Consider the following 22,412-nt stretch of genomic DNA (forward strand, 5'->3'; position numbering starts at 1 on the left):
CCCGGCCCGGGGGCCTTCAGCGCCGGGGGCCGACCAGCCCGAGCTGCTGCACGGCGTCCCGCTCCTCCTCGAGCTCCCGCACGGAGCGCTCGAGCCGGGACCGCGAGAACTCGTCGAGCTCCAGGTCCGGGACGATCCCGGCGCGCCCGTCCCGGCAGACGACGGGGAACGAGCTGACGAGGCCCTCCGGCACGCCGTAGGAGCCGTCGGAGGGCACCGCCATGGACGTCCACGCGTCCCCCGGGGTGCCCAGTACCCAGTCGCGCACGTGGCACAGGGCGGCGTGGGCCGCCGAGGCCACGGAGGACCCGCCGCGCACGTCGATGATCTCCGCGCCGCGCCCTGCGACGCGCGGGATGAGGGTGTGGTCCACCCAGTCCAGGTCGAGGCCCTTCCCGGCCAGCACCTCCAGGGCCGGGCGGCCGGCGACCGTGGCGTGGGTCAGGTCCGGGTACTGGCTCGCGGAGTGGTTGCCCCAGATCGCCACGCCCTCGATCTCGGCCACGCGCGCTCCCGTGGCCGCGGCCAGCTGCGCGACCGCCCGGTGGTGGTCGAGCCGGGTGAGGGCGGTGAAGCGCTCGCGCGGGACGTCCGGGGCGTGGGAGGCGGCGATGTAGGCGTTGGTGTTCGCGGGGTTGCCGACCACGACCGCCCGGAAGTCCTCCGCCGCGCCCCGGTTGACGGCCCGCCCCTGCACCGAGAAGATCCCGGCGTTGGCCTCGAGCAGGTCGGCGCGCTCCATGCCCCGTGAGCGGGGACGGGCCCCGATGAGCAGGCCCACCGAGGCCCCGTCGAAGGCGGCGTCGGCGTCGTCGAAGACCTCCACGCCCTCGAGCAGCGGGAACGCGCCGTCCTGGAGCTCCAGGGCCGTGCCCTCCGCCGCCCGCCGCGCCTGCGGCAGTTCGAGCAGGTGCAGGCGGATCGGCGTGCCGGGGCCGAGGAGGTCGCCGGCCGCGGCCCGGAACACCGTGGCGTAGCCGATCTGCCCGGCGGCGCCGGTGACGGTGACGGTCGCGGGGCGGGTCCGGCGCGGTCCGTCGGGGCGGGGGTGCGGGCTGGAGTCGGTCATGCCGGGGTCCTTCCTCGGGGACGGTCGTCCCTGCCCAGCGTAGTGGCCCCGCCCGGGTCGCGGGCGGGGCTCAGGCGTCGATCCGCTCCTGGTCCAGCTGGGTGGCGCCCTCGATGATGAAGTCCTTGCGCGGGGCCACCTGGGAGCCCATCAGCAGGGAGAACGCGTGCTCGGCGGCCTCGGCGTCCTCGACCCGGATCCGGCGCAGCATCCGGTGCCGGACGTCCATGGTCGTCTCCGCGAGCTGGTCGGCGTCCATCTCGCCCAGGCCCTTGTAGCGCTGGATGGGCTCCTTGTACCGGCGCCCCTCCGTCTCCAGCCGCCCGAGCAGGTCGGCGAGCTCCCGCTCGGAGTAGGTGTAGATCGTCTCGTTGGCCTTGCCGCCCGGGTTGACGATCTCCACCCGGTGCAGCGGCGGCACGGCGGCGTAGACCCGCCCGGCCTCCACGAGCGGGCGCATGTAGCGGTAGAACAGCGTGAGCAGCAGGGTGCGGATGTGCGCGCCGTCGACGTCGGCGTCCGTCATCATGATGACCTTGCCGTAGCGGGCGGCGGTGAGGTCGAAGGTCCGGCCCGAGCCCGCGCCGATCACCTGGATCAGCGCCGCGCACTCGGCGTTGGCGAGCATGTCGGTGAGGGAGGCCTTCTGCACGTTGAGGATCTTGCCGCGGATCGGCAGCAGGGCCTGGTAGTTGGAGGACCGGGCCAGCCGGGCCGTGCCCAGGGCGGAGTCGCCCTCCACGATGAACAGCTCCGAGCGCTCGACGTCGTTGGAGCGGCACTCGACCAGCTTGGCCGGCATGGAGGACGTCTCCAGGGCGTTCTTGCGCCGCTGCGTCTCCTTGTGCACCCGGGCGGAGACGCGCGACTTCATCTCGGCCACGACCTTCTCCAGCAGCTGGCCGGCCTGCTGCTTGTCGTTCCGGGCGGTGGACGTGAGCTTGGCCGTCAGCTCCTTCTCGATCACCCGGTTCACGATCTGGCGCACGGCCGGGGTGCCGAGGATCTCCTTGGTCTGGCCCTCGAACTGGGGCTCGGCCAGCCGCACGGTCAGCACGGCCGTGAGACCGGCCAGGACGTCGTCCTTCTCCACCTTGTCGTTGCCCGGCTTGAGCTTGCGGGCGTTGGCCTCGATCTGCTTGCGGAACGTCTTGAGCAGGGCGGCCTCGAACCCGGCCTGGTGGGTGCCGCCCTTGGGCGTCGCGATGATGTTCACGAACGAGCGCAGGGACGTGTCGTAGCCGATCCCCCAGCGCAGGGCGACGTCCACCTCGCACGTGCGGTCCACCTCGGTGAGCTTCGAGCGGCCGTTCTCGTCCAGGACGGGGACCGTCTCCGTGAACCGGCCCTCGCCCTGGAAGCGCCACACGTCCGTGACGGAGCTGTCGGCGGCGAGGTACTCCACGAACTCGGAGATCCCGCCGTCGTGCTGGAAGACCTCCTCATGGGCGCCGAACTCCCCCGGGGTGCCCGGCAGGCCGCGCTGGTCGCGCACGGTGATGCGCAGTCCCGGGATCAGGAAGGACGTCTGGCGGGCGCGCTTGGCCAGCTCCTCGTAGCTGAACCGGGCGTCCGTGGTGAAGATCTGCTCGTCGGCCCAGTAGCGGATCCGGGTCCCGGTGACGCCGCGCTTGGCCTTGCCCACGACGTCGAGCACCGAACCCTCCACGAACGGCTCGAAGGGGGCGTGCGGGGACGGCCGGCCCTTGTCGAGGAAGCGGCCCGGCTCGCCGTGGCGGAACGACATCTGGTGGGTCTTCCCGCCCCGGTCCACCTGCACGTCCAGGCGGGCGGAGAGGGCGTTGACCACGGAGGCGCCGACGCCGTGCAGGCCGCCGGAGGCGCTGTAGGAGCCGCCGCCGAACTTCCCGCCCGCGTGCAGCTTCGTGAACACGACCTCCACGCCGCTCAGCCCGGTGCGCGGCTCGATGTCGATGGGGATGCCGCGGCCGTCGTCGTGCACCTCCACGGCGCCGTCGGCGTGCAGGATCACCGTGATCTGGTGGCCGTACCCGGCGAGGGCCTCGTCCACGGAGTTGTCGATGATCTCCCACACGCAGTGCATGAGCCCGCGGGAGTCGGTGGAGCCGATGTACATGCCGGGCCGCTTCCGGACGGCTTCGAGGCCCTCGAGGACGGAGAGGTGGCGGGCGTTGTACTCGGAACGGGACGGTGTCACGGGGATACGACTCCTGGGGGACGGTGGGATTCCCCACCACTGTAGTCGGGGCGGCGGACACCCTGGGCCGGGGCGGGGGCCCCGCCGGGGCCCGCACCGGCGACCCGCGCCGGGGCCTACGCCCCGGGCGAAAAAACGTCCCCCGCGGGATCGAATGTCCGACGGTCGTGGTTGTATGTAGCAGTACCCCGAAGCGTCCACGTGACCCCGGGTACCTGCATCGGCGGTCTGCGGCCTCCGTGCACCGCGTACGACACAGGAGGAGGATCCCGTGAACGCAACATTGGAAAGCCGAGAACTCAATGCGACCGACCGCTGCGACGCGTGCGGCGCCCAGGCCTACGTCCGAGTGATCCTCGAGTCGACGGGCGGTGAGCTTCTCTTCTGCGCTCACCACGCGCGCAAGAACGAGCAGAAGCTGCGGCCCCTGGCGGCCACCTGGCAGGACGAGACGGAGCGGATCGGTTCCTGAGCCGGGCGCTCCAGGCCGAGCGCCCGACGCGAGAAGGGCCCCGACACCTGGTGTCGGGGCCCTTCTGCACGTCCGGCCGCGGCCACCACGCCGGGACGCGGTGCCGCTGCCGGGCCCCTGTCCCGGGCGGATCCGGGACAGGGGCGTCCGGTCAGTCGAGGTAGTCGCGCAGCACCTGCGAGCGGGACGGGTGGCGCAGCTTGGACATCGTCTTGGACTCTATCTGCCGGATGCGCTCACGGGTCACCCCGTAGACCTTGCCGATCTCGTCGAGGGTCTTGGGCTGGCCGTCCGTGAGGCCGAAGCGCATCGCCACGACGCCGGCCTCCCGCTCGGACAGGGTGTCCAGGACGGAGTGCAGCTGCTCCTGCAGGAGCGTGAAGCTCACGGCGTCGGCCGGGACCACGGCCTCCGAGTCCTCGATCAGGTCGCCGAACTCGGAGTCGCCGTCCTCGCCCAGCGGGGTGTGCAGGGAGATCGGCTCGCGGCCGTACTTCTGCACCTCGACGACCTTCTCGGGGGTCATGTCGAGCTCGTTGGCCAACTCCTCCGGGGTGGGCTCCCGGCCCAGGTCCTGCAGCATCTGCCGCTGGACGCGGGCGAGCTTGTTGATGACCTCGACCATGTGCACCGGGATGCGGATGGTGCGGGCCTGGTCGGCCATGGCGCGGGTGATGGCCTGGCGGATCCACCACGTGGCGTACGTGGAGAACTTGAAGCCCTTGGTGTAGTCGAACTTCTCCACCGCGCGGATGAGCCCGAGGTTGCCCTCCTGGATGAGGTCCAGGAAGAGCATGCCGCGCCCGGTGTAGCGCTTGGCCAGGGAGACGACCAGGCGCAGGTTGGCCTCGAGCAGGTGGTTCTTGGCCCGCTTGCCGTCGTGGATCACCCAGCGCAGCTCCTTGCGGGTCTGCGGGTCCAGGCTCTCCTTCTCGTCGGCGAGCTTGTGCTCGGCGTAGAGGCCCGCCTCGATCCGCAGGGCCAGGTCGACCTCCTGCTCGGCGTTCAGCAGGGCGACCTTGCCGATCTGCTTCAGGTAGTCCTTGACGGGGTCGGCGGTCGCGCCGGCCGAGACGACCTGCTGCGCCGGCGCGTCGTCGTCGTCGTTGGCGGTGATGACGAAGCCGGAGGTCTTCTCGTCCTTGCGCACGGGCGCCGCGGCCTCGTCCTCGGGCGCCGCCGGCTCCTCGGCCTCGTCGTCCTCGTCCACGGCGGGCTCGACGACCCCGGCCTCGTCGGTCAGGCCCGTCTCGAGGTCCGCGTCGTCGGTGACCTCGACGTCGTCCTCGAGCTCGGCCGTGACGTCCTGGTCCGTCTTCTTCTTGGGGGCGGCCTTCTTCCGGGCCGCGGGCTTCTTGGCGGCCGGCGCCTTCTCCTCTCCGGGGCCGGCGGCGGGCACGGGCGTCCCGTCCGCGGCGGTACGGGTCGCCGCCGACCGGGCGGGAGCCGGCTTCGTGGCCCCGGCCGGTGCCGCCTTCGGCGCGGCCGACCTCGTGGCGGTGGACTTCGCGGCGGTGGACTTCGTGGCGGTGGACTTCGTGGCCGTGGTCTTCTTGGCCGCCACGGTCTTCTTGGCCGCGGTGGACTTCGCGGCGGCGGTCTTCGCCCGCGGCGACGTGCCCGCGGTGCCGGACGGCGACCGAGCGTCCCCGGTGTCCGGAGCCTCGGCGGCGGTGTCCGTCGTCTTCTTGCTGGCGGAAGGTGACACTGAGAGCCTTTCGTTGAACGGTCACGGCGCCCGCCCTCGGGGCAACACGCCTATGACCCTGTCAAGTCCGTGCTCCGGGCAACGTCCGGCGCGGCAGGTCTTGAAGGGTCCTGACAGCCGGAACCACCGTCGTGCGGGATTTGTTCCCGCCCGGACCGGGGATCCGGAAAAAGGTCGGGAACCGGCGCTCAGCAGTGCCAGGCGGTGGCTCGGTCCCGGGCCCAGAGCGGAACGGGCCGGGCGTCCGCGAGGCGCAGGACGCGCAGCGCGGCGGGGTGGCCGGGGATCAGTGCCGTGGCGCGGCGCACGAAGTGGGCGGTGTGGGAGCCGCGGGCGCGGAACCGGTTGAGCTGGGCCAGTTCCACGAGCACGCCCGCGAGCACGGCGCCCTGCGCCGCGGGGTCCACCCCGGGCTCCTCCGGTGCGGTCCGGACCGGGTCCAGCAGCCAGCCGAGGGCCTGCAGCACCCGGTACAGGGCGTCGAGCCGGGACCAGTCCGGGGCCTCGTCCCACTCCCCCGCGAGCACGCGGGAGAGCCGGATGAGCTCCCCGGCGTCGGGCGCGGGCACCCGGACGGCGCCCGGACCGGGGCCGCCCCCGTGGCCCGCAGCGCGGGGCCGCGGGGGCACAGGCGCCGCACCCGGCGGTGCCGATGCGCAGGACGGCCCGGTCGGGTCGTCGGCGACGTCCGCGCCGACGAGCTCCTCCGCGCACAGCCGCGCCCACAGGGCCGCCCCGGCGAGGACACCGGTCAGGTCGTCCGTCGCGCAGGCCGCGAGCAGCAGGTCCGCCAGCACGGGGTCCGACAGGCCCGCGGCGAGGAAGCCGAGGAGGTCGTCGTCGTGGGCGAGGACCGCGGGCAGCCAGTCCGCGGGGGCGTCCCGGACCCCTGACAGGACGTCCTCCCACACGGCCAGGGTGGGCGCGAGGCGGTCGAGGTGGTGCCACCCGCCCTGCCCGGACCGCGCCCAGCGCACGGCCTCCCGCGCCACGTCGCGGCGGGTGCCGGCCGGCAGCGCACCGTACTCGTGGTCCATGGCCAGGCGCGGGGCCGCCGCGTAGGAGCTCCCGGCGGCCACGAGAGCGGCGTTGACGGCGCTGTCCTGGATCCCGGCGACGTCCCGGACGTCGGTGGGGTCCTCGACCGGCCACCAGTGCGAGCCGGCCACGACCCAGCGGGCCGCCACGGCCCGGCCGGCGCGACGGGCGGCCTCGTCCACGAGGGCGAGCACGGGGCCCACCGGAGCGGTCGGCGGCACGGGCGCCTCCGGACCACCGGGCGCGTAGACGATGGCGAAGACCCGGTCGCTGAGGGCGTCGTGGCCCACGAGCTCGGCGAGCTCCGTGACGAAGGCCTCCGCGAAGCGCTCGTCGTCCGGGTCGGCCGGGAGGTCCACCCGCACGCAGGCCCCGGCCGTGCCGCCGCCGGCGGCGAACAGGACGAGCGAGTCGGCGGGCCAGTAGCCGAGGGTGTGCGGCACGACCGCGAGGAGGTCGGCGGCGCAGCGGACGACGGGGACGAAGGGGTCACGGGCGGGGTGCTCTCTCATGCGCCCAGCCTGGGCGGTCCGGCCCGGCGGCGGACGGGCGGGCGGTGCCCTGTGGACGTGCCGGCGGAGGGGCACGGCGGCGAGCCGCCGGTGCAGTGCGGGTGCGCCCGGACGACGGTGTTCCGGGCGGCGGCTCACACCGCGCCGGACCCGTGCCGACGGCGCACCCGACGGGCGGTGACCAGGACGCCGGCGGTCCCGCCGGCCGCGATGAGGAACTGCGCCGCGACGGCGATCCGGAAAGCGTCCGGCGCGTAGAGCTCGTCGCGGAACCCCGCGGCGTACAGGAGGTCGAGGACGAACCCGACCAGGAAGATGGCGAGCACCGAGGCCGTGAACCCGCCGACGTTGACGATGCCCATGGCCGTGCCCGAGCGCCGGGCCGGGTTGAAGCTGCGGGTGACGTCGAAGGCGATCATCGACGCGGGCATGCTGATCGCGATGACGCACACGGCGGTCAGCACGACGGCCGCCGGGGCCGTGCCCGGCCACACCAGCAGCACGGCCCAGGCCGCGAAGATGCAGGCGGTGACCGTGAGCGCGAGCCGCACGCGGCGCTCGGGGCGCCGGGCCGTCAGCCCGCCCAGGACGAGGCCGACGGCCAGGTTGGTCAGCACGAAGGAGGTCATGACGAGGGAGATCGTGGCGTCCGGGAGCCCCTGCGCGTACTCGAGGTAGGGATAGCCCCACATGAGGACGAAGGTGTTGCCGGCGAACTGGGTGGTGAAGTGCACCCAGAAGCCCAGCCGCGTCCCCGGCTCGGCCAGGCTCTCCCGGAGCACCTGCCCGGTGCGCCGCAGCCCCAGCTCCCGGTTCAGGACGTCCACCCCCGCCGGCGCGTTGCGCAGCACGGCCGCGGAGAGCACCGCGGCGAGCAGCGCGAGCGCGGCCAGCCCGAGGAAGGACGGGAACCACCCGGTGAGATCCAGCAGCCAGGCGAACGGGAGCACGGAGACGAGCTGGCCGAGGTTGCCCACGACCCCCATGAACTGGGTGAGCGGCGGGACCCGCAGCGCGGAGAACCATGCGGGGATGAGCCGCATCACGCAGACGAAGGTGGCGGCGTCCCCGGCCCCCACCAGCACACGGCCCGCCACGCCCTCCCCGACCGTGTCCGCCAGGGCCAGCTGCACCTGCCCGGCGGTCATCAGCAGGGCCCCCGCGGAGATCATGGTCCGGGAGCCGAACCGGTCCACCAGCACGCCCACGGGGATCTGCAGGGCGGCGTAGACCAGGACCTGCATGAGGGAGAACAGCGACAGCGCGGAGGCTGCCGTCCCGAACCGCTCGGCGGCGTCGACCGACGCGACGCCGAAGCTCGTGCGCTGCGCCACGGCGCTGAAGTAGGCGAAGATGCCGATCCCGAAGATCAGGTACGCGCGGCGGGAGTCCTTCCCGGGCTCAGGGGGTCGGGACCGGTCGGACGTCATGCACTTCGCTCTCGGGAGGACGGGGCCGGGGGCCCGGGACGGCAGCGCCGTCCCGGGACGAGGCCGGTCCCGCCCGCGCGGGGCTCAGTCCTGCTCGTGCTCCTGGGCGGCCAGGAAGGCCTCGGCCGCGGCGCCGATCTCGTCGGCGTCGGGGAGCTCGGACTCGTCCCCCACCAGCAGGGAGCGGGGGGCCGAGGCATCGACGACGTCATCGTAGCGCTGTTCCAGACCTGCCACGACCGCCTGCACCTCGGGCGAGGCACCCACCTGCTGGTCGATCTGCCGCTCGATCTCGCGGGCCGCCTCGCGCAGCTCGTCCGAGGGCAGGGTGAGCGATGTCACGGCGTTGATGTGCTCGAGCACGGCCACGGCGGCGTGCGGCAGGTGGGCCTCCGCCAGGTACTGCGGGACGTGGACGGTGAAGCCGATGTTGTCGATCCCCGCCTCGCCCAGCCGGATCTCGAGCAGCTGCGCGGCTGAGGAGCTCATCTCCACCACCGGCCGCCAGGCGTGCTTGACGGGCAGCAGATCGGTCCGGCTCCCGTGCACGGACACGATGAACGGACGGGTGTGCGGGACGGGCATCGGGATGCCCGAGACGATGGCGACGAGCGAGACGCCCATCCTCCGCGCCAGGCCGACGACGGCCTCCGTGAAGCGGTTCCACTGCAGGTCCGGCTCCGGGCCGGTGAGCAGCGCGAAGCTGCGCCCCAGCGGGTCCGTGACCAGCCGCAGGGACAGCTCGGGCTCCTAGAAGTCCTCGAAGTGGTCCTCCACGTAGCGCACGTGGGGGCGGCGGGCACGGTAGTCGTAGAGCTGGTCCAGGTCGAACCGCGCCATCACCTCGTGCGGCAGGGCGTCGGTGATGGTCTGCTCGAGCTGCACGGCCACGTGCCCGGCCTCCGCGTAGCCGGACAGGGCGACGATCAGCGGCAGGCCACGGACCCGGGCGTCCTCGAGCAGCGCGGGGTTGCTCAGGTACAGCGAGGTGGGATCCAGCACGGCGACTTCCTCCTGGGGTGGGGCGGGGGTCCGGGCGTCATCGACGGAACCGGGAGGCACGCCTCCGGCGGCGTGCCCTGGTTCATGTCAACCGTCCGCGGACCCCCTGTTATTCCCCGTCCGGGCCCGGGCGGGACCGGGACCCGGACGGGCCCGGGGCTAGGATCGACAGCACGCCTGCCGGACGGGCCGGGACCGCCACGCACGGCCCGGCCCGGCCCCGCCGGCCCAGACCCCAGCGAAAGGACGACCCATGCCCGATGTACAGGACCTGCTCGAGCCCCGGGGGATCGAGCTGACCGCCACCCACAAGTCCCTGAGCCGCACTCCGGCGCACGCCCTCGTGCTCGCCGTGCAGACGGGGACGGAGGGCGACGGCGCCGGCCGCGTCGTGCTGCCCGCCGGTGAGCAGCGCAGGCTCTCCTCCGTGGTGGACGCCGCTGCGGCCCTGCGCGTGGGCGGCGGCGCCGACGAGGTGACCCTGGTCCCCGCACCGGGCACGCTGCCCTTCACGGTGGTGGCGCTGACCGGGGTCGGCAATCTCCCCGAGGGCGGCCCCGAGCGCGCCGAGGCGCTGCGCCGGGCCACCGGGGCGGCCGTGCGCCGCCTCGCCGGCACCGAGTCCGCCGTGCTCGCGCTGCCCGCGGCCTCGGAGGAGGACGCCGCGGCGGTCGCCGAGGGCGCGGCGCTGGGCGCCTTCGCGTTCTCCCACCAGCGGGCCGTGACCGCCGGTTCCGTGAAGGCGCCGCTGGCCTCCGCCGTCGTGCACGCCCCGGACGTCGCACGCGCCACGCTGAGCCGCTGCCTCGACCGCGCCGCCGCCCTCGGCCGGGGCGTCCGGGCCGCCCGGACCCTTGTGGACCTCTCCCCCAACGTCATCTACCCCGAGGCCGTCGCGGAGTACGCCCGGCAGGCAGCCCGGGGCACGAAGGTCTCCGTGACCGTGCTGGCCGAGAAGGACCTCGCCAAGGGCGGCTACGGCGGTCTGCTGGGCGTGGGCCAGGGCTCGGTGCACGGTCCCCGCCTCGTCAAGCTCGAGTACTCCCCGGCGCGCGCCGCCCGGCACTACGCCTACGTGGGCAAGGGCATCACCTTCGACTCCGGAGGGCTCTCGCTCAAGCCGCCGGCCTCGATGATGACCATGAAGTCGGACATGGCCGGGGCCGCCGCCGTCCTCGCCACCGTCCTGACCGCCGCCGAGCTCGGCCTGCCGGTCAAGGTCACCGGCTGGCTGTGCCTGGCGGAGAACCTCCCCTCGTCCACGGCCACCCGCCCCGGCGACGTCATCACCATCCGCGGGGGCCGCACCGTGGAGGTGCTCAACACCGACGCCGAGGGCCGGCTCGTGCTCGCCGACGGGCTCGTGGCCGCCTGCGAGGAGGCCCCGGACGCCGTCGTCGACATCGCCACCCTCACGGGCGCCCAGATGGTGGCCCTGGGGGCGCGGACCTTCGGGATCATGGGCGACGACGCCCTGCGCGCGGCCGTGGCCGAGGCCGCCCGGGCCGCCGGCGAGGACGGGTGGCCCATGCCCCTGCCCAAGCACCTGCGCGGATCCCTGGACTCCAAGGTCGCCGACCTCAAGAACATCGGCGACAAGAACGGCGGGATGCTCGTGGCCGGGCTCTTCCTCCGCGAGTTCGTCGGCGGGCCCGACGGCGCCCGGGTGCCGTGGGCGCACGTGGACATCGCCGGCCCCTCCTACAACGAGGGCTCCCCCCACGGGTACACCCCCGCCGAGGGCACCGGAGCGGGCGTCCGCACGCTCGTCCGGCTGCTCGAGGACGCCGCCGCCGCCCGCGGCTGAGCTCCCGCGACACCCTGCGGCGGAGGGAGCGCCCGCCTGGTCGCTCCCTCCGCCGTGGGGCTAAGGTATGTACGAAACCAACCCGTCACCGTACGGGTGCACGCACTCGGAACGACGTCAACGCGCAAGGGAGCCAAACACGTGGCCGACAACGAATTCGACATCCTCGTCCTCGGCGGGGGGAGCGCCGGCTACGCCGCGGCGCTCCGGGCCGTCCAGCTCGGCTTCACCGTGGCCCTGGTCGAGAAGAACAAGCTCGGGGGCACCTGCCTCCACTGGGGCTGCATCCCGACCAAGGCGTACCTGCACTCCGCCGAGCTGGCCGAGGACGCCCGCGAGAGCTCCAAGTACGGCATCCACACCACGCTCGACTCGATCGACATGGCGGCCGTGCGCGAGTACAAGGACAAGATCGTCGCCGGCAAGTTCAAGGGCCTCAGCGGCCTGATGAAGATGCGCAAGATCACGGTCATCGAGGGCGTGGGCAAGCTGACCGGTGAGAACACCGTCGACGTCGACGGAACCACCTACACCGGCAAGCACATCGTGCTCGCCTCGGGCTCGATCTCCAAGACCCTGGGGGTCGAGATCGGCGGCCGGATCATGACCTCCACCGAGGCCCTGGAGATCGACTTCGTGCCCAAGAGCGCGATCGTGCTCGGCGGCGGCGTGATCGGCTGCGAGTTCGCCTCCATGTGGAAGTCCTTCGGCGTGGACGTGACCGTGATCGAGGGCCTCCCCCACCTGGTCGCCAACGAGGACCCGGCGCTCATCAAGATCCTCGAGCGGGAGTTCAAGAAGCGCGGCATCAAGTCCAGCCTCGGCACCTTCTTCGAGAAGGTCGAGCAGGACGACAGCGGCGCGAAGGTCACCCTGGCCGACGGCAAGGTCTTCGAGGCGGACATCGTGCTCGTCGCCGTGGGCCGCGGCCCGAACACCGCCGACATGGGCTACGAGGAGCAGGGCATCCCCATGGACCGCGGCTTCGTCACCCCGAACGAGCGCCTGCACACCGGGGTGGGCAACATCTACGCGATCGGCGACATCGTCCCCGGCGTCCAGCTCGCCCACCGCGGCTACCAGCAGGGCCGGTTCGTGGCCGAGGAGATCGCCGGGCTGAACCCCGCCGTCGTCGACGACGTGAACATCCCCAAGGTGACGTTCACGGAGCCCGAGATCGCCTCCGTCGGCTACACCGAGCCGAAGGCGAAGGAGAAGTTCGGCGAGGACAACGTCGAGGTCGCCGAGTACAACCTCGCGGGCAACGGCAAGAGCTCCATCCTGGGCACCGGCGGCATCATCAAGCTGGTGCGCGAGAAGGACGGGCCCATCATCGGCTTCCACGCCATCGGCAAGCGGATCAGCGAGCAGATCGGCGAGGGCCAGCTCATCGTCAACTGGGAGGCCTACCCGGAGGACGTCGCCGCGTTCGTGCACGCCCACCCCACCCAGAACGAGGCCATCGGCGAGGCCGCCATGGCACTCGCGGGCACGCCGCTGCACGGCTGACCGCGTCGAGGCCCCGCCCGGGAGGGCGGGGCCTCCCCAGCACCCCGGCACCGGGCCCGGCGCCCGGACCGCACCATCGAAGGCACCGAAAGAGAGACGGTCGGACCATGTCAGAAACCGTAAACCTGCCCGCACTGGGCGAATCCGTGACCGAGGGCACCGTGACCCGGTGGCTCAAGCAGGTCGGTGACGAGGTCGCCGTCGACGAGCCCCTGGTGGAGGTCTCCACCGACAAGGTCGACACGGAGATCCCCTCGCCCGTGGCGGGAGTGATCGAGGAGATCCTCGTCGAGGAGGACGAGGACGTCGAGGTCGGTGCTCCCCTGGTCGTCATCGGCGACGGCTCGGGCTCCGCCCCGTCCCAGGACGAGCCCTCCGCCGAGCAGGCCGAGGACGCCGCGACCGAGGCCGGCACCCCGGAGGCCACCGACGAGGCCGCCGAGCAGCAGGCCCCGAAGAAGGAGGACTCCGGCCAGGAGCAGGCTCCGCAGGCCGAGGCCCAGCAGAGCGGCGAGGGCACCGAGATCACCCTGCCCGCCCTGGGCGAGTCCGTGACCGAGGGCACCGTGACCCGGTGGCTCAAGCAGGTCGGCGACGAGGTCGCCGTCGACGAGCCGTTGCTGGAGGTCTCCACCGACAAGGTCGACACCGAGGTCCCCTCCCCGGCGGCCGGCACCCTGCTCGAGATCCGGGTCCAGGAGGACGAGGACGCCGAGGTCGGCCAGGTCCTGGCGATTATCGGCTCCGGCTCCGCCCCCTCCGGCTCCGCCCCGTCCCAGGACGAGCCCTCCGCCGAGCAGGCCGAGGACGCCGCGACCGAGGCCGGCACCCCGGAGGCCACCGACGAGGCCGCCGAGCAGCAGGCCCCGAAGAAGGAGGACTCCGGCCAGGAGCAGGCTCCGCAGGCCGAGGCCCAGCAGAGCGGCGAGGGCACCGAGATCACCCTGCCCGCCCTGGGCGAGTCCGTGACCGAGGGCACCGTGACCCGGTGGCTCAAGCAGGTCGGCGACGAGGTCGCCGTCGACGAGCCGTTGCTGGAGGTCTCCACCGACAAGGTCGACACCGAGGTCCCCTCCCCGGCGGCCGGCACCCTGCTCGAGATCCGGGTCCAGGAGGACGAGGACGCCGAGGTCGGCCAGGTCCTGGCGATTATCGGCTCCGGCTCCGCCCCCTCCGGCTCCGCCCCGTCCCAGGACGAGCCCTCCGCCGAGCAGGCCGAGGACACGGAGCAGTCCGCTGGTGGCGAGGGCTACGAGGGCTCGGCCTCGGGCGCGCCCGAGAAGGCGCAGTCCCGCGACGAGGCCCTGGTCGAGACCGAGGAGTCCGTCCTCGCGGACACCTCCGGCGACGAGCAGCAGGACGCCGCGGAGCGCGACGGCGCCCGCACCGAGAACACCGACGGGGCGTCCGAGGCCCCGACCGGTGACAACTCGGCCTACGTGACGCCGCTCGTGCGCAAGCTCGCCAAGAAGGAGGGGGTCGACCTCTCCACGATCACCGGCACCGGTGTGGGCGGCCGCATCCGCAAGCAGGACGTGCTGGCGGCCGCGGAGCAGCAGAAGGGCGCGGAGGCCCCGGCGGCCGAGGCCCCGGCCGAGCAGCCTGCCGCCGAGCAGCCGCAGAAGGCCCCCGAGGCCGCGCCGAAGCCGGACGCCAAGCGCGGGACCACCGAGAAGGCCCCGCGGATCCGGATGACGATCGCGCAGCGGATGCGCGAGTCGCTGCAGGAGTCGGCCCAGCTGACCCAGGTGACCGAGGTCGACATGACGCGCGTGGCGGCGCTGCGCGACAAGGCGAAGGCGAAGTTCCAGGAGCGGGAGGGCGCCAAGCTCACCTTCCTGCCGTTCTTCGCCAAGGCCGTGGCCGAGGCGCTGCAGGCGCACCCCAAGCTCAACGCCACCTTCCGCGAAGCGGAGAAGGAGATCGTCTACAACGGCTCCGAGAACATCGCCATCGCGGTGGACACCCCCCGGGGTCTGCTCGTCCCGGTCATCAAGAACGCCGGCGACCTCAACCTCGGCGGCCTGGCCAAGCAGATCGCCGACCTCGGCTCCCGGGCCAAGGACGGCAACATCACCCCGGACGACCTCACCGGCGGCACGTTCACGATCACGAACATCGGTTCCTTCGGGGCCCTGTTCGACACCCCGATCATCAACCAGCCGCAGGTGGCCATCCTGGGCACGGGCTCGATCGTGAAGCGGCCGATGGTCGTCGCCGACGCCGACGGCAACGACACGATCGCCGTCCGGCAGATGTGCTACCTGTCGCTGACCTACGACCACCGTCTGGTCGACGGCGCGGACGCCGGCCGTTTCCTGCAGGCGCTGAAGGCGCGCCTGCAGGAGGGCCGTTTCGAGTCCGAGGTCGGCCTCTGACCGGTCCGGCGGCTCGTCCCGGCGCGGTCCGAGCACCGCGCCGGGAGCACCCCGGCGCGAGAGGGCGTGTTCCTGGTCACAGGGGGCACGCCCTCTCGTCGTGCGCCGGGGCGGCTCGGTTAGGCTCGGAATCATGACCTTCCTGACCGGACTCCTCGTCTTCCTGCACCTCGTCGGCGCCGCGATCATCGTGGGCACCTGGATCTACACCATGAAGCGCCCCACGGTCTCCCCGGGTCAGTTCCACGCCTCGCTGCTGAGTCTGGTCACGGGCCTGCTGCTCGTGGCGATCCACGAGATGGGCGACGGGGACGTCAACCACGGAAAGATCGCCGTCAAGCTGCTCGTGGCCCTCGCGGTGGCGGTGGCCGCGTTCGTGGGCCAACGGCGGACCAGGCGCGGCGAGCCGGTCTCGACCGGCCTGGCCCACGCGGTGGGCGGGTTCGCTCTGATCAACATGGCGGTCGCGACCCTCTGGTGAGCCGTGTCCGTTTCGACGCCACCCCCGGTGCTGCCCGTCAGTGCCGGGGGTTTCCCGTTGCCGGCCCGGCCACCGCGCCCCTGTCCTGCACCGGCTCCACGGCGGCCAGCCGCCACCCCTCCTCGCCCCGCACCAGGACCACGACGACGCTCTGCACCCACCCCTCGCCCGCGGGCACCACGGACGGGGCCGGGCCCGGTTCGCCCCGGTAGCCCTCCACCCGCACCTCGGTCTCGAGCGCGATGCCGCCCGGCTCGGCGAGGCCCGGGGGCGGGGCGGCCCCGCGGATCGGTCCCGCCTCCAGGGTGAGGTCGGCGAAGGCCCGGTCCCCCGTCCTGGCGGCGCGGTGGATGGTGGCACGGTCGGCCGCCGCGGCCTCGGCCCCGGGAGCGTAGACCTGCCCGAGCAGCTGCACGTCCCCGGTCCGCAGGGCCTCGCCCCGGCGTGCCACGAGCCGGCGCAGGGCCTCGTGCGGCCCCCCGGCCGCGTCCCCGTCCCGGGTGGCCGGTCCGGACGGCACCGGCTCCGGGACCGCCGGCTCCGGAACGGCCGACGGGACGGCCGGTTCCGGAGGCGTGCGGACGGCGGGTCCCGCCGGTGCCGCGGGCGACGGAGCCACGGAGTCCGGGGCCGCCCGCAGCACCACCGTCCCGGTGGCCAGCAGGAGCACGGCCGCCGCGGGGAGCAGCGCCGCCCGCCGACGGGACGCCCGGGCCGGGGTGCGCCCGCGGGTGCGCACCCCGGCCTCGGAACCTCCTGGACCGGCCCCGGGCGGATCGGCCTCCGCCGGCGCCCGGAGCCCGGCGGCCAGCTCCGCGGCGCTGGGCCGGTCCGACGGATCGGGGGCGAGCGCGGTCTCCACGGCGCGCAGCAGCCCGGGCGGGGCCTCCGGGCACAGCCGTGCCAGGGGGACCCGGTGGTCGCCGACGGCCGGGGCCCGTCCCGTGAGGGCCGCCCATCCGACGGCGCCGAGAGCGCGCACGTCGTCCGCCGGGCTGCCGGCCGCGGTGCCCGGCCGCACGGCCGCCGGGGGCAGGCCGGCGCCGGGCCCGGCGCCGCGGAAGAGGACCTGGCGGGCCGTGAGCCGCCCGTGGCACCGGCCCAGGCCGTGCAGCACGGCCAGGCCGGCCGCGGCGTCGCGGAGCACCGCCGCCACCTCGTCCGGGGCCAGCCGCCCGTGCTCGGCCAGCCGATCGGCGAGGGAGCCGCCCGGGAGGAACTCCTCGACCAGTCCCACCGGATCGGCCGCGGGGCCCAGCAGTCCGCGCACGGCCACCAGGTGAGGGTCCTCCCGGCCGGCCAGGTCGACGGCGAGCGCTCGCAGGGCGCTCGCGGAGGCGGCCCGCTGCGGGTCCGCCGTCCCGGTGTGCGGGCGGAGGACGAAGGGCTCCCCCGAGCGGGCCTCGCGGACCAGCCACGAGACGTGGCCGAGTCGCCGGACCGGCTCGAGACCCTCCTCCGGCGGCAGCTGCGGGAGCTGCTCCTCCGCCGCCCGGGGCGTCGGTCCCGGCGGGAGCGGGCGGAGGCCGCGGGCGTCGTCGCGCACGGCGGCCGTGAGCCGGGCCCGTGCGGAGGCAGGAACGGGCCGGGGGTCGGGGTGCTGGCCGCCCGGTGCGGCGAGGCCGTCGTCCATGGGCCCAGCATGCCCGCTCGGGGCCCGGTCCCGCCGGGGCCGTCCACAGCCCCGGCCCGGCACGCGTGTCGCCGCCGCGCGATAGGCTGGGCCCATGCCCCTCTCCTTCGAACGCCTCGGCTTCGACCCCCACCTCGTGGACTACCGCGCGGCGCTGGAGCTGCAGAAGAACGTGCACCGCGAGGTCGTCGCCGGCGAGCGGGACAACACCGTGCTGCTGCTGGAGCACCCGCCCGTCTACACCGCGGGCCGCCGCACCGAACCTCACGAGTACCCGTCCGACGGGACCGAGGTCGTGGAGATCGGGCGCGGGGGCAAGCTCACCTACCACGGGCCCGGGATGCTCGTGGGCTACCCCGTCGTCCGGCTGACCACGCCCATCGACGTCGTGCGCTTCGTGCGTCTGCTGGAGGAGATCATCCTGGCGGTGGTCGCCGACTTCGGGGTGGGGGCCGACACCGTGGCCGGCCGCTCGGGAGCGTGGGTGCTCGCCGACGAGCGCGGGCCCGATCGCAAGATCGCCGCGATCGGCGTCCAGGTCTCCAAGCGCACGACCATGCACGGCTTCGCCCTGAACTGCTCCAACGACCTGCGCCCGTTCGGCAACATCATCCCCTGCGGCATCACCGATGCCTCCGTCACGAGCCTGTCGCAGGAGACCGGGCGGCTGATCACGCCGCAGGACGTGGTGGATCGCGTGGAGCAGGAAATATCCGCCCGCCAGGACGAGTTGTGCGAACAGTTCCACCCGTCCGCGACCCCGGGCCCGCTGCCCTGGCCGACCGCCGTCAGCTGATCCGCGCCGCCCCCGGCACCACCGGGACCGTGAGCGCCCCACCGTCGACATCTCGACAAGGAGACCGACCATGACCGTTGCCCCCGAGGGCCGCCGCCTGCTGCGAGTCGAGGCGCGCAACGCCGAGACACCCATCGAGAAGAAGCCCTCCTGGCTGAAGAACACCGCCCGCATGGGCCCGGAGTTCCAGGAGCTGAAGTCGCTGGCACGCGGCAAGGGCCTGCACACCGTGTGTGAGGAGGCCGGCTGTCCCAACATCTACGAGTGCTGGGAGGACCGGGAGGCGACGTTCCTGATCGGCGGGTCCAAGTGCACCCGCCGCTGCGACTTCTGCGACATCGCCACCGGCAAGCCCGACCTGCTGGACGTCACGGAGCCCCGCAAGGTCGCCGAGTCCGTCAAGGAACTGGGCCTGCGCTACGCGACGGTCACCGGCGTGGCCCGCGACGACCTCGACGACGGCGGCGCCTGGCTCTACGCCGAGACCATCCGGGCGATCCACACCCTGAACCCGAACACCGGCGTGGAGATCCTCATCCCGGACTTCCAGGGCAAGCCGGACCGGCTGCGGCAGGTCATCGAGGCCGAGCCGGAGGTCTTCGCGCACAACGTCGAGACGGTCCCGCGCATCTTCCGCCAGATCCGCCCCGCGTTCACGTACGAGCGCTCCCTGGACGTGATCACCCAGGGCAAGGAGGCCGGCATGATCACGAAGTCGAACCTCATCCTCGGCATGGGCGAGACCAACGAGGAGATCCACGAGGCCCTCTGCGACCTCCACGACGCCGGGTGCGACATCATCACGCTGACCCAGTACCTGCGCCCCTCGCCCCTCTTCCACCCCATCGACCGCTGGGTGAAGCCCGAGGAGTTCGTGGAGCTGTCCGGGGTGGCGGAGGAGATCGGCTTCCTGGGCGTCATGGCGGGGCCGATGGTCCGCTCCTCCTACCGTGCCGGCCGGCTGTGGGCCCGGGCGATGGAGAAGTCCGGCCGGGAGATCCCCGCCCACCTGGCGCACATCGAGGACGAGGGCTCGGCCTCCCAGGAGGCTTCCTCGCTCGTGCAGCGCCTCGGCTGAGGCCGGGCCGGTCATGGTGACCCGCACCCGCTAAACTGGAGGACGGACCACGGCGGGCGCCCGGGCGCGCTCCGCCGCCGGTCCCTCCGAAACACAGCCACCGCACCACAGGACGAGGTCTCACCGTGTCACCTTCCCACGCCAAGTCGCGCCCCGCGTCGCGATCCTCCTCCCCCGGGAAGCCGGCCGGGAAGCCGACCCGGGCCCAGAAGCGCGAGGAGAAGAAGCGGCGGAAGGCCGGCAAGGGCCCCGGCTTCCTCAACCAGATCAAGCAGGTCTTCCAGATGACCCGCAAGGTCGAGCCCAACATCGGGTGGTGGATGCTGCTGCTGGGCCTCGGGGTGCTGCTGGTCTTCCTGCTTATCGGTGTGCTCCTGGGCAACTGGATCACCGGCCTGCTGATCGGCCTGCCGTTCGCCGCCCTGGCGGCCTCCTTCCTGCTCTCGCGGCGGGCGGAGCGCGCCGCGTTCGCCCGGATCGAGGACCAGCCGGGGGCCGCGGGGGCGGCGCTCTCCGCGCTGCGCCGCGGCTGGATCGTGGAGGAGCAGCCGGCCGCCATGGACCCGCGCACCCGCGACCTGATCTTCCGCGCCATCGGCCGTCCCGGCGTGGTCCTCGTGACCGAGGGGCCCGCCGGCCGGGTCGACAAGCTCGTCTCGAAGGAGCGCCGCCGGATCGGTCCGGTGATCCCGAACGTGCCGATCCACGTCATCAAGACCGGCAAGGGCGAGGGGCAGGTGCCGCTGCGCGAGCTGTCCCAGCGGATGCGGAAGCTGGAGAAGAAGCTCACCCAGCAGGAGGTGCAGACCGTGCACAAGCGGATCACCACCCTCGGCAACCGGCTGCCGATCCCCAAGGGCGTCGACCCGATGCGCGCCCGTCCGGACCGCAAGTCCATGCGCGGGCGCTGACCCGGCACCCCGACGACGACGGAGCCCCTCGCCTTCCGCTGGAAGGCGAGGGGCTCCGTCGTCGTCGGGGGAACGCCGTCAGCGGGTGCGCACCAGGATCGTGTCCACCGCCCGGTCGTGCAGACCGCGCTGGTCCGGGTCGAAGACCACCGGCGGGATCAGCAGGCACAGCAGCAGCGAGCGCACCGCCGCCCGCGCGAATCCGGCGGGCCGGCCGTCCAGCGTCTGCACCTGCAGGCCCGTCAGCCAGTGACCCGGGGTGTGCCCGGTGGCACCGACCAGGAGCACGTTGAGCAGGAACAGGAGCGCGAGGGTCACGAGCCCGTGCTCGTTCCACTGCGGCGCGAGCCACTCGGCGAGGGCCCAGCACAGGTACCAGTCCAGGACCAGGGCCACGATCCGCCGACCCACGCGGCCCACCGAGCCCGGCCCCTCCGCCGGGCGTCCCAGGCGCTCCCCGGGGTACTGCTGCCGGCCGGTCCCCGGTCCCTCGAGCCAGGAGCCCACGTCGCGTCTGTCGATCATGTCCTCAGGGTATCGGGAACGGACTCCCCTAGACTGGCGCCAGACCGTGGCTCCCCCGGGCCGCACCGCGTAACACCGAGGAAACACCCGGGACACGGAGCCTTAATGCCCGGTCCGTAGCGTGGTCCCCGGAAAAGGACGCCGCACGAACCTCTCGGCACGGCGGTCCAGCCCATCTGAGAAGGAGAACAGCACATGTTCCAGACACCCGAGGAAGTCCTCGCGTTCATCAAGGACGAGGAGATCGTCTTCGTCGACGTCCGGTTCACGGACATGCCCGGCGTGCAGCAGCACTTCAACCTCCCGGCAAAGTCGGTGGACGACGACTTCTTCGTGCACGGGCAGCTGTTCGACGGCTCCTCCATCCGGGGCTTCCAGGGCATCGCCGAGTCGGACATGCAGCTGATCCCGGACCCGACCTCCGCGTTCGTGGACCCGTTCCGCGTCGAGAAGACCCTCGTGGTCACCTGCTCGATCGTGAACCCCCGCACCGGTGAGCCGTACCACCGCGACCCCCGCGGCGTCGCCGAGCGCGCCGAGGCCTACATGGCCTCCACCGGCATCGCGGACATCGCCAACTTCGCCTCCGAGGCCGAGTTCTTCATCTTCGAGGACGTCCGCTACGACGTCCAGCCGCAGGGCTCCTTCTACGCCATCGACTCCGACGAGGCCGCCTGGAACACCGGGCGCAAGGAGGAGGGCGGGAACCTGGGCAACAAGACCGCCACCAAGGGCGGCTACTTCCCGGTCTCCCCGGTGGACAAGCAGGCCGACCTGCGCGACGCGATGTGCGTGGCCCTCGACGAGGTGGGTCTTGAGGTCGAGCGCTCTCACCACGAGGTGGGCGCTCCCGGCCAGGCCGAGATCAACTACCGGTTCAACACCCTGACCAAGGCCGCCGACGACCTGCAGAAGTTCAAGTACGTCATCAAGAACACGGCGGACGCCTTCGGCAAGTCGGCCACGTTCATGCCCAAGCCCGTCTTCAACGACAACGGCTCCGGCATGCACTGCCACCAGTCGCTGTGGAAGGGCGGCGAGCCGCTGTTCTACGACGAGAAGGGCTACGCGGGACTGTCCGACCTCGCCCGCTGGTACATCGGCGGCCTGCTCGAGCACTCCTCGGCCGTGCTGGCGTTCACCAACCCGACCGTGAACTCCTACCGCCGCCTGGTCAAGGGCTTCGAGGCGCCGGTCAACATGGTCTACTCGCAGGGCAACCGCTCCGCCGGCATCCGCATCCCGATCACGGGCACCAACCCGAAGGCCAAGCGCCTCGAGTTCCGCGCCCCGGACCCCTCGTGCAACCCGTACCTGGCGTTCGCCGCCCAGCTCATGGCGGGCCTGGACGGGATCCGCAACCGCATCGAGCCGACCGACCCGATCGACAAGGACCTCTACGAGCTGCCCGCCGAGGAGGCCAAGGACATCAAGAAGGCCCCGGCCTCGCTCGAGGAGGCGCTGCTGGCCCTGGAGGAGGACCACGAGTTCCTGCTCGCCGGGGACGTCTTCACCGAGGACACCATCCAGTCCTGGATCGAGTACAAGCGCGAGTTCGAGCTCAAGCCGCTCTCCGTGGTCCCGCACCCGCTGGAGTTCTCGCTGTACTACGGCGTCTGATCCGCTCGGATCTCCACCGCAGCACGGGCAAGGCCCCGGCCCCTGTCGAAGGGTCCGGGGCCTTCCCACGTGCGGAAACATCCGCGTCACACGGTTCCGAACCCTGGAACAGGGTCTACCGTGGGAGCCCCGGTCCACGTGCTCGAGACCGGGTGCCGAGCAGCCGATCCGGTGGACTGCTATCAGGGCTCGTCCCGTCGAGGCCATGAACCTGTGACGACCACCAGGTGCTGCCTCCCCACCAGCGTCGCTCTTCCGCACAGG

General features: G+C 72.9%; 16 protein-coding genes and 1 pseudogene. 9 read left to right on the forward strand and 8 right to left on the reverse strand.

Annotation, left to right across the window (positions count from 1 at the left end; translation table 11 throughout):
* Nucleotides 1-16 precede the first annotated feature (16 nt).
* Together RE027_RS05115 and RE027_RS05120 are read right to left on the reverse strand one after the other, a co-directional pair.
* Nucleotides 17-1,069 (reverse strand): malate dehydrogenase, encoded by a 1,053-nt coding sequence (locus tag RE027_RS05115; RefSeq protein WP_368807160.1) that lies wholly within the window; start codon nt 1,067-1,069, stop codon nt 17-19.
* Nucleotides 1,070-1,139: 70 nt separating this feature from the next.
* Nucleotides 1,140-3,248, reverse strand: coding sequence for a DNA gyrase/topoisomerase IV subunit B (locus RE027_RS05120; RefSeq protein WP_368807161.1), 2,109 nt, complete (start codon nt 3,246-3,248; stop codon nt 1,140-1,142).
* 271 nt (nt 3,249-3,519) lie between these two features.
* Here RE027_RS05120 and RE027_RS05125 point away from each other — a divergent pair, with 271 nt between their 5' ends.
* Nucleotides 3,520-3,720, forward strand: a complete 201-nt coding sequence (locus RE027_RS05125; protein WP_017834164.1) for a DUF7455 domain-containing protein — start codon at nt 3,520-3,522, stop codon at nt 3,718-3,720.
* 151 nt (nt 3,721-3,871) lie between these two features.
* On the opposite strand, the gene RE027_RS05130 is transcribed toward RE027_RS05125, so the two are convergent.
* The 4 genes and pseudogenes from RE027_RS05130 to RE027_RS05145 all read right to left on the reverse strand — a co-directional run bounded on the left by RE027_RS05130 (nt 3,872) and on the right by RE027_RS05145 (nt 9,410).
* On the reverse strand, nt 3,872-5,428 hold the full coding sequence (locus RE027_RS05130) for an RNA polymerase sigma factor (RefSeq protein ID WP_368807162.1): 1,557 nt from the start codon (nt 5,426-5,428) through the stop codon (nt 3,872-3,874).
* Nucleotides 5,429-5,616: 188 nt separating this feature from the next.
* On the reverse strand, nt 5,617-6,978 hold the full coding sequence (locus tag RE027_RS05135; RefSeq protein ID WP_368807163.1) for a DUF4192 family protein: 1,362 nt from the start codon (nt 6,976-6,978) through the stop codon (nt 5,617-5,619).
* A 134-nt stretch (nt 6,979-7,112) separates the two neighbouring features.
* Nucleotides 7,113-8,408, reverse strand: a complete 1,296-nt coding sequence (locus tag RE027_RS05140; protein ID WP_368807164.1) for an MFS transporter — start codon at nt 8,406-8,408, stop codon at nt 7,113-7,115.
* Between the two features lie 84 nt (nt 8,409-8,492).
* Nucleotides 8,493-9,410 (reverse strand): annotated as a pseudogene (locus tag RE027_RS05145) (PAC2 family protein).
* Between the two features lie 253 nt (nt 9,411-9,663).
* Between RE027_RS05145 and RE027_RS05150 the strand changes: the two are divergent.
* The 4 genes from RE027_RS05150 to RE027_RS05165 all read left to right on the forward strand — a co-directional run bounded on the left by RE027_RS05150 (nt 9,664) and on the right by RE027_RS05165 (nt 15,585).
* Nucleotides 9,664-11,217, forward strand: coding sequence for a leucyl aminopeptidase (locus RE027_RS05150; RefSeq protein WP_368807165.1), 1,554 nt, complete (start codon nt 9,664-9,666; stop codon nt 11,215-11,217).
* A gap of 141 nt (nt 11,218-11,358) precedes the next feature.
* Nucleotides 11,359-12,726 (forward strand): dihydrolipoyl dehydrogenase, encoded by a 1,368-nt coding sequence (gene lpdA, locus RE027_RS05155; protein ID WP_368807166.1) that lies wholly within the window; start codon nt 11,359-11,361, stop codon nt 12,724-12,726.
* Nucleotides 12,727-12,833: 107 nt separating this feature from the next.
* Entirely contained in the window at nt 12,834-15,104 is a 2,271-nt protein-coding gene (gene sucB, locus RE027_RS05160) for a 2-oxoglutarate dehydrogenase, E2 component, dihydrolipoamide succinyltransferase (RefSeq protein ID WP_368807167.1), read from the forward strand.
* Nucleotides 15,105-15,237: 133 nt separating this feature from the next.
* Nucleotides 15,238-15,585, forward strand: coding sequence for a hypothetical protein (locus RE027_RS05165; protein ID WP_368807168.1), 348 nt, complete (start codon nt 15,238-15,240; stop codon nt 15,583-15,585).
* A 37-nt stretch (nt 15,586-15,622) separates the two neighbouring features.
* On the opposite strand, the gene RE027_RS05170 is transcribed toward RE027_RS05165, so the two are convergent.
* Nucleotides 15,623-17,218: a protein kinase gene (locus tag RE027_RS05170; RefSeq protein WP_368807169.1), complete on the reverse strand. Its 1,596-nt coding sequence runs from the start codon at nt 17,216-17,218 to the stop codon at nt 15,623-15,625.
* 94 nt (nt 17,219-17,312) lie between these two features.
* Between RE027_RS05170 and lipB the strand changes: the two genes are divergently transcribed.
* The 3 genes from lipB to RE027_RS05185 all read left to right on the forward strand — a co-directional run bounded on the left by lipB (nt 17,313) and on the right by RE027_RS05185 (nt 20,003).
* Nucleotides 17,313-18,014, forward strand: coding sequence for a lipoyl(octanoyl) transferase LipB (lipB, locus tag RE027_RS05175; protein ID WP_368807170.1), 702 nt, complete (start codon nt 17,313-17,315; stop codon nt 18,012-18,014).
* A 70-nt stretch (nt 18,015-18,084) separates the two neighbouring features.
* A complete protein-coding gene (gene lipA, locus RE027_RS05180; protein ID WP_368807171.1) occupies nt 18,085-19,092 on the forward strand; it encodes a lipoyl synthase in 1,008 nt (335 codons plus the stop codon).
* Nucleotides 19,093-19,217: 125 nt separating this feature from the next.
* Nucleotides 19,218-20,003 carry a DUF4191 domain-containing protein gene (locus tag RE027_RS05185; RefSeq protein ID WP_368807172.1) on the forward strand — a complete coding sequence of 262 codons (786 nt, stop codon included), beginning with the start codon at nt 19,218-19,220 and terminating at the stop codon, nt 20,001-20,003.
* A 78-nt stretch (nt 20,004-20,081) separates the two neighbouring features.
* Here the strand turns inward: RE027_RS05185 and RE027_RS05190 are convergent, their stop codons facing one another.
* Nucleotides 20,082-20,528 (reverse strand): RDD family protein, encoded by a 447-nt coding sequence (locus RE027_RS05190; protein WP_368807173.1) that lies wholly within the window; start codon nt 20,526-20,528, stop codon nt 20,082-20,084.
* Nucleotides 20,529-20,723: 195 nt separating this feature from the next.
* Between RE027_RS05190 and glnA the strand changes: the two genes are divergently transcribed.
* Entirely contained in the window at nt 20,724-22,148 is a 1,425-nt protein-coding gene (gene glnA, locus RE027_RS05195) for a type I glutamate--ammonia ligase (protein ID WP_368807174.1), read from the forward strand.
* Nucleotides 22,149-22,412 lie beyond the last annotated feature (264 nt).

The sequence above is a fragment of the Kocuria sabuli genome (assembly GCF_040981185.1).
Lineage (GTDB): Bacteria > Actinomycetota > Actinomycetes > Actinomycetales > Micrococcaceae > Kocuria > Kocuria sabuli.

Excerpts from the sequence above, each read along its gene's own strand:
- RE027_RS05115 (WP_368807160.1), bottom strand. The coding sequence starts at position 1,069 with ATGACCGACTCCAGCCCGCACCCCCGCCCCGACGGACCGCGCCGGACC.
- RE027_RS05135 (WP_368807163.1), bottom strand. The coding sequence starts at position 6,978 with ATGAGAGAGCACCCCGCCCGTGACCCCTTCGTCCCCGTCGTCCGCTGC.
- RE027_RS05140 (WP_368807164.1), bottom strand. The coding sequence starts at position 8,408 with ATGACGTCCGACCGGTCCCGACCCCCTGAGCCCGGGAAGGACTCCCGC.
- RE027_RS05150 (WP_368807165.1), top strand. The coding sequence starts at position 9,664 with ATGCCCGATGTACAGGACCTGCTCGAGCCCCGGGGGATCGAGCTGACC.
- sucB (WP_368807167.1), top strand. The coding sequence starts at position 12,834 with ATGTCAGAAACCGTAAACCTGCCCGCACTGGGCGAATCCGTGACCGAG.
- RE027_RS05165 (WP_368807168.1), top strand. The coding sequence starts at position 15,238 with ATGACCTTCCTGACCGGACTCCTCGTCTTCCTGCACCTCGTCGGCGCC.
- RE027_RS05170 (WP_368807169.1), bottom strand. The coding sequence starts at position 17,218 with ATGGACGACGGCCTCGCCGCACCGGGCGGCCAGCACCCCGACCCCCGG.
- lipB (WP_368807170.1), top strand. The coding sequence starts at position 17,313 with ATGCCCCTCTCCTTCGAACGCCTCGGCTTCGACCCCCACCTCGTGGAC.
- lipA (WP_368807171.1), top strand. The coding sequence starts at position 18,085 with ATGACCGTTGCCCCCGAGGGCCGCCGCCTGCTGCGAGTCGAGGCGCGC.
- RE027_RS05190 (WP_368807173.1), bottom strand. The coding sequence starts at position 20,528 with ATGATCGACAGACGCGACGTGGGCTCCTGGCTCGAGGGACCGGGGACC.
- glnA (WP_368807174.1), top strand. The coding sequence starts at position 20,724 with ATGTTCCAGACACCCGAGGAAGTCCTCGCGTTCATCAAGGACGAGGAG.